Raw genomic sequence first — 10153 nt, 5'->3', positions numbered from 1 at the left:
CCCCCAGCCAGTCGCCGAGCGCGATCATCCACTTGCCGACCGGCGGGTGCACGATGAAGTCGCCCGCCCCGGTGAAGATGCCCTGCTGCCCCTGAGCCAGCAGGTCGTCGGCGCGTTCGACCGTCTCGTGCTCGTAGCCGAACTCCCACAGGCCGTAGGCGTCCTTGGCGTAGTAGGTCTCGTCGAAGTAGATCCGCGGTGGCTCGCCGAGGTTGAAGAACCTCAGGGCTCCGGCGAACAGCGCGACGAGGACGGCGGCCGCCCACCCCAGCCAGCGCGGGCCCGCGCCGGTGGAGGAGGGGCGCGGCAGGCCCAGGCGTTGACGGGTCGGATGGTGCGGGTGGGGCGCCGTGGGAGGCGGGGCCTCGGAGGAAGGTGCGGTGGTGGTCATCTCGGCTCGTAGGTTGGGGTTCGGGCGGTCCGTTTGCGGACGGGCCGCGAAACCGGGTTTTCGGTCGGCATGACAGGCCAACCGTAGCGTGACAGGACGGGGATCACAGTGGTTGAGGGTGTGGCAGGTGCACCGCGAGTCGGGACGTTGACGCTCGCCGGGTTGCCCATCGGGAACCTGGAGGACGCGCCGCCCCGACTCATCAGCGCGTTGGAGGGCGCGCGCGTCATCGCGGCCGAGGACACGCGCAGGCTGCGCCAGTTCGCCGCGCGGGCGGGGGTGCGTCTGGGCGGCGCCGAGGGGGCCCGGGTCGTGTCCTACTACGACGCCAACGAGAGCCGCCGGACCGACGAGCTCCTCGCCGACCTCAAGGACGGGGTCGACGTGCTGGTGGTCACCGACGCCGGGATGCCCGGCGTGTCGGACCCCGGCTACCGCCTGACCGCGGCCTGCGCGGAGGAGGACATCCCGGTCACCTCCATCCCGGGTCCGTCGGCCGTGACGACCGCGCTCGTGGTTTCCGGCCTGCCCACCGACCGATTCTGCTTCGAGGGCTTTCCGCCGCGCAAGGGGCTGGCCGGATACCTGGCCGACCTGGCGGGCGAGCGCCGCACCATGGTCTTCTTCGAGAGCCCCCACCGGATCGCCGCGACCCTGACGGCGATGGCCGACGCCTTCGGCCCCGACCGCCGCGCCGCCGTGTGCCGCGAGTTGACCAAGACCTACGAGGAGGTGCGCCGGGGCGGGCTCGGCGAGCTCGCCGCCTGGGCGGCCGAGGGCGTTCGCGGGGAGATCTCCGTGGTCGTGGAGGGGGCGCGCCCCGGCGGCGGGTCCGCCAGCCCCGCCGACCTCATCGCGGCCGTGTCCGCCCTGGAGGAGGAGGGCGTGCGTCGCAAGGAGGCGATCTCCAGGGTGGCCAAGGAGGCGGGCGTGCCCAAGCGCGAGGTGTACGACCTCGTCCACGGTGTGGGGCAGGATCAGGGGCATGCGTAGCGAACTCTTCCAGCGAGCCCAGGAGAACAGCGTTCCGGGCATGTCCCTCCAGAACCACAAGATGCTGCGGATCGGCCTCAACGGTGAGGTCCTCGCCCGCCAGGGCTCGATGGTCGCCTACCAGGGCAACGTCGACTTCTCCTACGAGGGCGCCGGCAGCGTCGGCAGGTTCTTCAAGAAGGCCCTCACCGGTGAGGGGATGCCCCTGATGCGGATCACCGGTCAGGGTGACGTCTTCCTGGCCCGCGACGCCTGGGACGTCCACCTCATCGACCTGGAGGGTGACGCGATCACCGTCAGCGGTGACAACGTCCTCGCCTTCGACCCCACCCTGAACTGGGACATCCGACGCGTCGAGGGCGCGGGGATCATGTCCGGGGGCCTGTTCAACACGGTGTTCCACGGGCACGGCCGCGTGGCCATCGCCTGCCACGGCGCTCCGGTGCTGCTCAACGTCGACCAGCCGACCTTCGTCGACACCGACGCGGTGGTCGCCTGGTCCAGCTCCCTGCGGTCCGGGGTGCGCAGGACCATGAAGGCGGGCGCGCTGATCGGCCGGGGCAGCGGTGAGGCCGTCCAGCTGTCCTTCGAGGGGCAGGGCTTCGTGCTCGTCCAGGCCTCCGAGGGCGCTCCGGCGCCCGCGCCCACGGGCTGACCCCGGGGCCCGCCCCGCGCGTACCCGCACATGCGGGAGGGGCCCGGGTACCGTGCCGCGGCACGGTACCCGGGCCCCTCGCGTCAGGAGGGCCAGAGCCCGGACGGCCCCCTACACGACGGCGCCGTCGTCCAGCTCGCGGGCCGCCTTGGCGGCGCTGCGCTCCTTGGCCTTGCGCTCCTTGAGCACGTGCGGCGCGGGCGTCTTGTCCCACCTCTGGAAGAAGATGGCCAGCGGGATCGCCACGAACACCGTGGAGACCACACCGGTGCTCAGACCGACCAGCATCGCGATCGAGAAGTCCTGAAGCGAGGATCCACCGAAGAAGGTGAGGAAGCTCAGGATGATGAGCGCGCCGACGGTCGTGTTGACCGTACGCGGCAGTGTGTTGAGCACCGCACGGTTGGCGATCTCCGGGAACGGGGACTTGTCGTCTCGCGCCCACTCGTCACGTACGCGGTCGAACACCACGACCGTGTCGTTGACGCTGAAGCCGATCACACTGAGGATCGCGGCGAGGAACACGCCGTCGATCGACTTGCCCAGCCAGATGAACAGGCCGATCACCAGGATGATGTTGAACGCCAGCGACAGCATCGTGGACAGGCCGAAGGACCAGCGGAACCGCCAGGCGAGGTAGAGCAGCTGGAGGGTGAGCGCCGCGCCCAGGGCGATCAGTGCCCGGTTGCGCAGCTCGTCACCCATGCTCGGGCCGATCAGCTCGTCGCTGAGCAGTTCCACGCCGCCGGTCGCCTCGTCCAGGGCCTCCTGGACGGACGCGGCGTCGTCGTCGGAGATGTCCCCGGTGCGCACGGCGAGGTCGCCGTCACCGGCCTCCTGCACGACCGCGGTGTCCGAGCCGGGGAAGTCGAGCCCGGCGACGACCTCGCGAGCGTCGTTCACGCTCAGGTCCTGGTCGCCGGTGATCTCGTACTCCAGGACCCGGCCGCCGGTGAACTCCACGCCCAGGTTGGCCTCCCGCACGAACGGTGCGGCGACGGCGGTCACGACGATGAGCGCGGCCACGCCCAGGGCGATCCGGCGGGACTTCATCAGGTCCGGGTTCTTGGTGGTCAGCCAGGTGCGCACCGAGCCGATCTTGTTGAGGCCGGTGATCGCCGGGTGCCTGCGCACGACCGCGCGGCGGACCGCCCACTCGACCAGGACACGCGCGATGACCAGGGCGGAGACCATGGAGGCGATGGTGCCGATGCTCAGGGTCACACCGAAGCCCTGGACGGTGCCGGAGGCGAAGAAGAACAGCAGCGCCGCGGCGATGAGCGTGGTGATGTTGGTGTCGAGCACCGCGCTCCACGCCTTCCGGCCGCCCTCGACGAAGGCCTTCTCCAGGCTCGGCGGGATGGCCCGGCGGCGACGGCGCCGGGCGGCCGCGCCCTTGGCCTCCTCGTCGTCGGAGTCCCGCATGCCGGACGCCCGGTTGGCGTCGTAGACCTGCTGCTGGCGCTGGTACTCCTCACGCGCCCGCTCGAAGATCAGCACGTTGGCGTCGATGGCCATACCGATGGCCAGGACGAAACCCGCCAGACCCGGCAGCGTCAGCGTCGCCCCGATCGCGACCAGGGCACCGTAGGCGATGAGCGTGTAGAACGCCAGCGCCACCGACGCCAGCAGGCCGACGAGCCGGTAGACGAGCGTGATGTACAGGGCGGTGAACGCGATACCCAGGACGGCGGCGATCGCGCTGGCCTGGATGGCGGCGGCGCCCAGGGTCGGGCCGACGGTCTGGCGCTGGACCTCGGTGACCGGCAGCGGCAGCGAACCGCCCTCGATCAGCACCGCCAGCTCGTTCGCGCTCTCGCTGTCGAACTCGGTGTTGGTGATGGTCGTGACGCCCTCACGGCTCCCCGCGCCGCACACGTAGCTGTTGTTGAGCTCCGGCGCGGAGATGATCTCGTTGTCCAGGACGATCGCGACGCGGCGGCGCGGGTCGCCGAAGTCCGCACAGGCGGCCTCGCCGGTGAGCGCGGCCCACTCGTCGCGGCCCTCGCCCCGGAAGTTGACGTCCACGACCCAGGAGGCGCCGGTGGCGTTGTCGAGCCGGGCGTTGGCGCCGGAGATGTGGTCGCCCTGAATGGCGGCCTCGCCGAGCTGGAGGTAGGTCCCGGTGGAGTCCGGGAGCGTCAGGGCGATGTCCTGGGGGTTCTCCGCGGGCTGGCCCTGACCGGCGGTGGGGTCGCCGCCCATGTTGCCGAAGAGCTCGGCCATCTCCTCGTCGGACAGGCCGCCCTCTCCGCCCTCGGTGGCCTCACCGTCGCCGGAGGACTCCTCCGCGCCCTCCTCGGCGTCGGCCGGGGGACGGGCCTCGTCGGCCGTGTCCTGGGGGGCGTTGGCGAAGTCGCCGGGGGCCTGGACCCCCTGGCCGCCCTGGCCGGTGCCCAGGACGGGGTGGATGGTCAGCTGCGCGGTCTGGCCGATGACCTGGGCGGCCTCCGCCGGGTCCTGGACGCCGGGCAGCTCGACGATGATCCGGTTCGATCCGGAACGCGACATGTTCGCCTCGGCGACGCCCATGCTGTCGATGCGCTGGCGCAGCACCTCGATGACCATGTCGGTGTTCTCGGCGTTGGCCGGGGTGCCGTCCGGGCCGTCCTGGGTCTCCAGGACGATCTGCGTGCCGCCGCTGAGGTCGAGGCCCAGGCGGGGCGGGATGAACCACGCCGCGCCGAACGCGACGAGGATGACGAGAAGGGAGATGAGCGCGCGAATCCAGCGCCCTCCGGCTCCCGTTTGACTGGACAAGGGGTGGAACCTCTCACTGCGGATGGTGGATCGCCGGGCGCGTCCGGGGCCGGGCGCGGTCCGACGGGGGTCAGACGAGGACGGGCGCGGTGAGAGGGGGCGCGCGCGTGGGCGGTAGCTCCCCGGAGGTGACCTGTTCGGGCAGGGGGTCGGTGTGCGGACGGGGGAGCGGCCACCACGGCTGCTCCCAGGCCGCGAGTCGGAGCGCGCAACCGGGCACCGCGTCGGGCAGGTCGCGCGGGGTGGCGCGCTGGTCGCAGGTGGCCGGGGTCGCCGCGGTCGTCAGGACCGGACGCTCGCCCGGACCAGCGTGTTCGCCGGGGCCCTCGTCGGTGTCTCCCCCAGCTCTCCCGGCCGTCTCGTCGGAGCCGGCCGTCCGCTCGACACCGGGGGCGCCGTGCGACGTGTGCGCGGAGGCTCCGGCCCCGGCGGCGGTGCCGGAGGCGGCGGGCAGGGAGAGCACGACCATCAGCACCATGCCGGTGATGAGCACGGTGGTGTGGGCAGGGCGGGGTAGAGCACGGATAACCGTGGTGACCACCGCCTCGAACGAAGGACCGGGTTGACTGTGGAGCCGCCGTGCGCCCCGGTCGCGATCGGCGGCGTTCAGCAGAGCATACGGGCACGGTCGCGCCCGGGGGAATCGTCCTCCGCCCCCTGTGGACAACCATCGCCCCTACCCTCGTTCCTACCATCGCCCCCGCCACCGTTCCACCGCCGCGACGGCCACCGTGTACGGCTCCCGCGCCCAGCGTGAGGACCACCGGGTGTGGCCGCTTCCGGCCGCGGCCCCGACCGGGCGTCGTCCGGGGCGGGCGACGCCCGTGCCGGAGGGCGCGGTCGTGCCCCGGCGGCTTTAGTCTTGAGACATGTCGTCGAATCGCCACATCCTGACCGCGGTCGCTTGGCCCTACGCCAACGGACCGCGCCACATCGGTCACGTGTCCGGCTTCGGAGTCCCCTCCGACGTCTTCTCCCGCTTCCAGCGAATGTCGGGCAACAACGTGCTGATGGTCAGCGGCACCGACGAGCACGGCACCCCGATCCAGGTGCTGGCCGACCAGGAGGGCGTGAGCGCCCGGGAGCTGGCGGACCGCTACAACCGGATCATCGCCGAGGACCTGGTCGCCCTCGGCCTCTCCTACGACCTGTTCACCCGTACCTCCACCGGCAACCACTACTCCGTCGCCCAGCAGCTGTTCACCACGCTGTACGAGAACGGCTACGTCTTCACGCACACCACCAAGGGCGCGATCTCACCGTCCACCGGCCGTACGCTGCCCGACCGCTACATCGAGGGCACCTGTCCGATCTGCGGTTACGACGGCGCGCGCGGGGACCAGTGCGACAACTGCGGCAACCAGCTCGACCCGATCGACCTCATCGGCCCCCGGTCCAGGATCAACGGCGAGACCCCCGAATTCGTGGACACCGAGCACTTCATGCTCGACCTGCCCGCGTTCGCGGACATCCTCACCACGTGGCTCAAGGGCAAGGAGGGCGACTGGCGTCCCAACGTCCTCAAGTTCTCCCTGAACCTCGTGGAGGACCTCCAGCCCCGCGCGGTCACCCGTGACCTCAACTGGGGTGTGCCCATCCCCCTGGAGGGCTGGTCCGACAACGCCAACAAGCGCCTGTACGTGTGGTTCGACGCGGTGATCGGCTACCTGTCCGCGTCCATCGAGTGGGCCCGGCGCATCGGGGAACCGGACGCGTGGCGCGCCTGGTGGCAGAACGAGGACGCCCGCTCGTACTACTTCATGGGCAAGGACAACATCGTCTTCCACTCGGTGATCTGGCCCGCCATCCTGCTCGGCGCCAGCGGCGAGGGCGACCGCGGCGGCGACGCGGGCGGTCTGGGCTCCTTCAACCTGCCCACCGAGGTGGTCTCCAGCGAGTTCCTCACCATGGAGGGGCGCAAGTTCTCCTCCTCGCGCCGCGTGGTGATCTACGTGCGCGACTTCCTGGAGCGCTACTCCGCCGACGCCCTGCGCTACTACATCATGGCCGCCGGGCCCGAGACGCAGGACACCGACTTCACCTGGTCGGAGTTCGTGCGCCGCAACAACGACGAACTGGTCGCGGCCTGGGGCAACCTGGTCAACCGGTCGATCTCCATGGCCGCCAAGAACCTCGGCGAGATCCCCGCGGCGGGCGAGCTCACCGACGAGGACCAGCGGGTGCTGGCCGAGTCGCGGGCGGCGTTCGCGGCGGTCGGGGAGAGGCTGGGGCGGTCCCAGTTCAAGGCGGCGCTCCAGGAGGCGATGCGCACGGTCGCCGAGGCGAACAAGTACATCTCCGACCAGGCTCCGTGGGCGCTGAAGAAGACCGACCCGGAGCGGATGGCCACCGTCCTGCACGTGGCGCTCCAGCTGGTCAGCGACGCCAACACGCTGCTCACGCCGTTCCTGCCCGCATCGGCCAACAAGGTGTACGCGATGCTCGGCGGCACCGGCACCTGGTCGGGCATGCCCCGTCTGGAGACCGGCCACGACACCATCGGCGGCTCCGAGGAGTCCGTGGACTACCCGGTGATCACCGGGGACTACGCGGGCGACGAGGCGCGCTGGGAGTCCCGGCCGATCGTTCCCGGAACCCCGCTGAGCCGTCCGCAGCCGCTGTTCGCCAAGCTCGACCCGTCCGTGGTGGACGAGGAGCTGGCACGCCTGGGCCTGGAGGGCGCCGATGGCCAGGCGTAGCGGCAAGGCGGTCAAGGAGCGCAACAGCCAGACCCCGCCGCCCGTGCCCGAGCCCCTGCGCGTCCCGGTGGCCGACAGCCACACGCACATGGACATGCAGACGCCCGGGGTCGAGGAGATCATCCGGGTGGCCGAGGGCGTCGGCGTGACCCCGCTCATCCAGGTGGGCGTGGACCTGCCGTCGTCGCGCTGGGCCGCCCAGACCGCCCAGGCGCACCCGGGCAGGGTGTGGGCGGCCGTCGCGCTGCACCCCAACGAGGCGCCGCGCATCGTGCACGGCGACGGAGCCACGGGTGTGGAGGTCGACGACACCGACTGGGCGGGCAAGGCCCGTCCGGGCGGCGGCTACGAGGGCCTGGCGGAGGAGCTGGCGGGGATCGACGCGCTGGCCGCCCTGCCGCACGTGGTCGCGGTCGGGGAGACCGGCATGGACACCTTCCGCACCGGCCCGGAGGGGGCGCGTGCGCAGGAGGAGTCCTTCCGACGCCACATCGACATCGCCAAGCGCCACGGCAAGGCGGTGATGATCCACGACCGCGAGGCGCACGAGGACGTCCTGCGGATCCTGTCGGAGGAGGGCGCGCCCGAGCGCGTCGTCTTCCACTGCTTCTCCGGTGACGCCGACATGGCGAAGGTCTGCGCGGAGCGGGGCTACTTCATGAGCTTCGCGGGCAATGTGACCTTCGCCAGCGCCGAACCCCTGCGCGAGGCGGCCCGGGTGGCGCCGCCGGAGCTGATGCTCGTGGAGACCGACGCGCCGTTCCTGACGCCCAAGCCCTACCGGGGACGGCCCAACGCCCCCTACCTCATCCCGCACACGTTGCGTTCCCTGGCACAGACCAAGGGGATGGACGAGGACGAGCTGGCCGCGGCCGTCGCCGACAACGCGCGGCGCGCCTTCGGTATCTGAGTCGGCCGCTTCGGCGCCCGAACCGGCGGACGCCCGGCCCCCTGACGGGGAGGCCGGGCGTCCGCGCGGGTGAACGGTCAGAAGGAGTGGCCGCGCTTACGCCGCCGAGCGTCCCTGGCGACCTTGTCGTTGGCCTTCCAGCGCCGCTTCTCCTCCTCGCGCAGCCGCCGGTCGGCCCTGGACCGGTTCCGCTCGGCCTCGCGCCGGAGTTTGTTCCACCGCTCCAGGCGGCGGGTGTCCAGCTCGCCCTCGTCGATGGCGGCGACGACCGCGCAACCGGGCTCGGGGCCGTGTGAGCAGTCCGCGAACCGGCACCGCGCGGCGAACTCCCGGATGTCGTCGAAGGTGCGGTCGACACCGGTCGCGTCGCCCGGGACGTCGATCCGGCGCACGCCGGGGATGTCCAGCACCAGGGCTCCGCCGGGCAGGGTGAGGAGCTGGCGGTGAGTGGTCGTGTGCCGTCCGCGCTTGTCGTGGCGGATCTCGCCGGTGTCCATCAGGGCGCGTCCGGAGACCGCGTTGACCAGGCTGGACTTCCCGGCGCCGGAGGTACCGAGAAGGACCCACGTGCTGCCGGGCAGCAGGCGCGCGGCCAGATCCTCCAGACCGGTTCCGGTGTGGGCGCTGACGGTGTACACGTCGGCGCCGCCCGCGACGGATTCGACGAGTTCGACCACCTCGGGGAGGCGGTCGCCGGCGAGTTCGGCCTTGGTGACCGCGACGACGGGGGTGGCCCCGCTGGCCCAGGCCAGACTCAGGAAGCGTTCCAGACGGCCCACGTTGGGCCCCTGGTCGGCGGCCTCGCAGATGAGGACGGCGTCGACGTTGGCGGCCAGGACCTGGTCGTGGGAGTCGGTGGCCACGCCCTGGCGGACGAGGGCCGAGGCGCGTTCCAGGACGGCCTCGATCAGCCAGGTGCCGCCGGAGCGGCGTACCGCCACCCAGTCGCCGCTGGTCGGGGCGCTGGCGGGGTCGGTGCGGGCGGCCCGGCGCACGGCGGGGGAGTGTTCGGCGGTCTCGGGCCTCGGGAGGAGGACCTGTGCGCCGCCCCTGCGTGCCGCGCCGACCCGGGCGGGCAGCAGGACGTGCTGGCTGGTCAGGGCGACGGAGTCGAAGGCGGCCTCGACACGGGGGGTCCAGCCGAACGGGGCCAGGGGGTGCGACGCGGAGGCGTCGGCGGAGTGGTCGTGAGTGCTCACGTCGGGCTCTCTGTGACGGCGAGCCCTGTTGAGGAGGGTGTTCCTCAGGGCTCGCGGACGATCTTCAGGATGGGCTGGGGGTGGAACGTGAACTCAGCCATGGCGTCGTCCTCTCCGTCGTCGGTCGGCCCCGTGGTACGCGGAGCGCACGGGTCCGCCGATTGTAGGCCGGTCGGATCCGGTGGGGCCAGCGGTTTTTCGGGCGCGGGTCGGCTTGGCGCGGGGCTCAGCGCCGGCGGGGCGTCCACACGTCGTCGTCGGGCGAGGGCGGCCGTGTGCCGCCGCGCGCCGAGTGCCGGGGTGTGTAGGAGGCGGCGTCGGCGTCGGCGCGGCCGCTCCCGAGTCGCCGGTCTCCGTCGCGCCGCTCCTCCCCGCGCGCGGTCGGCGCGCCCGGGGCGGTCCTCCCGCGGTCCTCCGCCGCGAGCATGAGGACGAGGCTGCAGATGAGCAGGAACACGAACAGGCCCACGATGAGCGGTAGCAGTAGGTCGTGGGCGCTGGACCCCGACGGGGCGGCACGCCGTCCCTCGGAGGCGGGAGGCGCGA

The 10153-nt window shown here is 72.0% G+C and carries 7 protein-coding genes and 2 pseudogenes; 4 read left to right on the top strand and 5 right to left on the bottom strand.

The features are described 5' to 3' along the window. Positions 1-391, bottom strand: a pseudogene (locus D471_RS32700) (phospholipid carrier-dependent glycosyltransferase); the annotation flags it as partial. 108 nt (positions 392-499) lie between these two features. Between D471_RS32700 and rsmI the strand changes: the two are divergent. Next, entirely contained in the window at positions 500-1384 is an 885-nt protein-coding gene (rsmI, locus tag D471_RS0102445) for a 16S rRNA (cytidine(1402)-2'-O)-methyltransferase (protein ID WP_026127331.1), read from the top strand. Continuing rightward, positions 1377-2039 carry an AIM24 family protein gene (locus tag D471_RS0102440; protein WP_017597157.1) on the top strand — a complete coding sequence of 221 codons (663 nt, stop codon included), beginning with the start codon at positions 1377-1379 and terminating at the stop codon, positions 2037-2039. Before rsmI ends, D471_RS0102440 begins: the two co-directional genes overlap by 8 nt. 111 nt (positions 2040-2150) lie before the next feature. Here D471_RS0102440 and secD read toward each other — a convergent pair whose 3' ends face one another. Both secD and D471_RS0102430 read right to left on the bottom strand, forming a co-directional pair. After that, positions 2151-4799, bottom strand: a complete 2649-nt coding sequence (gene secD, locus D471_RS0102435) for a protein translocase subunit SecD (protein WP_017597156.1) — start codon at positions 4797-4799, stop codon at positions 2151-2153. Positions 4800-4869: 70 nt separating this feature from the next. Beyond that, the gene (locus D471_RS0102430) at positions 4870-5340 is read right to left on the bottom strand and encodes a hypothetical protein (RefSeq protein WP_026127330.1); all 471 of its coding nucleotides are present in this window, start codon (positions 5338-5340) and stop codon (positions 4870-4872) included. Positions 5341-5668: 328 nt separating this feature from the next. Here D471_RS0102430 and metG point away from each other — a divergent pair, with 328 nt between their 5' ends. Then, a complete protein-coding gene (gene metG, locus D471_RS0102425) occupies positions 5669-7498 on the top strand; it encodes a methionine--tRNA ligase (RefSeq protein ID WP_017597154.1) in 1830 nt (609 codons plus the stop codon). After that, complete coding sequence (locus D471_RS0102420; RefSeq protein WP_017597153.1) at positions 7485-8408, top strand: TatD family hydrolase; 924 nt, start codon at positions 7485-7487, stop codon at positions 8406-8408. Before metG ends, D471_RS0102420 begins: the two co-directional genes overlap by 14 nt. 77 nt (positions 8409-8485) lie before the next feature. Here the strand turns inward: D471_RS0102420 and rsgA are convergent, their stop codons facing one another. Both rsgA and D471_RS41085 read right to left on the bottom strand, forming a co-directional pair. Continuing rightward, on the bottom strand, positions 8486-9607 hold the full coding sequence (gene rsgA, locus D471_RS0102415) for a ribosome small subunit-dependent GTPase A (protein ID WP_017597152.1): 1122 nt from the start codon (positions 9605-9607) through the stop codon (positions 8486-8488). 226 nt (positions 9608-9833) lie between these two features. After that, positions 9834-10153 (bottom strand): annotated as a pseudogene (locus tag D471_RS41085) (hypothetical protein); the annotation flags it as partial.

This window comes from Nocardiopsis lucentensis DSM 44048 (assembly GCF_000341125.1).
Taxonomy (GTDB): domain Bacteria; phylum Actinomycetota; class Actinomycetes; order Streptosporangiales; family Streptosporangiaceae; genus Nocardiopsis; species Nocardiopsis lucentensis.
The sequence above is the reverse complement of the archived record's forward strand: the minus strand, read 5'-3'. Positions and strand labels throughout refer to the sequence as shown.

Bases quoted from the DNA above. Each gene is read 5' to 3' on its own strand.
- D471_RS0102440 (WP_017597157.1), top strand. From the start codon at position 1,377: ATGCGTAGCGAACTCTTCCAGCGAGCCCAGGAGAACAGCGTTCCGGGC.
- D471_RS0102420 (WP_017597153.1), top strand. From the start codon at position 7,485: ATGGCCAGGCGTAGCGGCAAGGCGGTCAAGGAGCGCAACAGCCAGACC.
- metG (WP_017597154.1), top strand. From the start codon at position 5,669: ATGTCGTCGAATCGCCACATCCTGACCGCGGTCGCTTGGCCCTACGCC.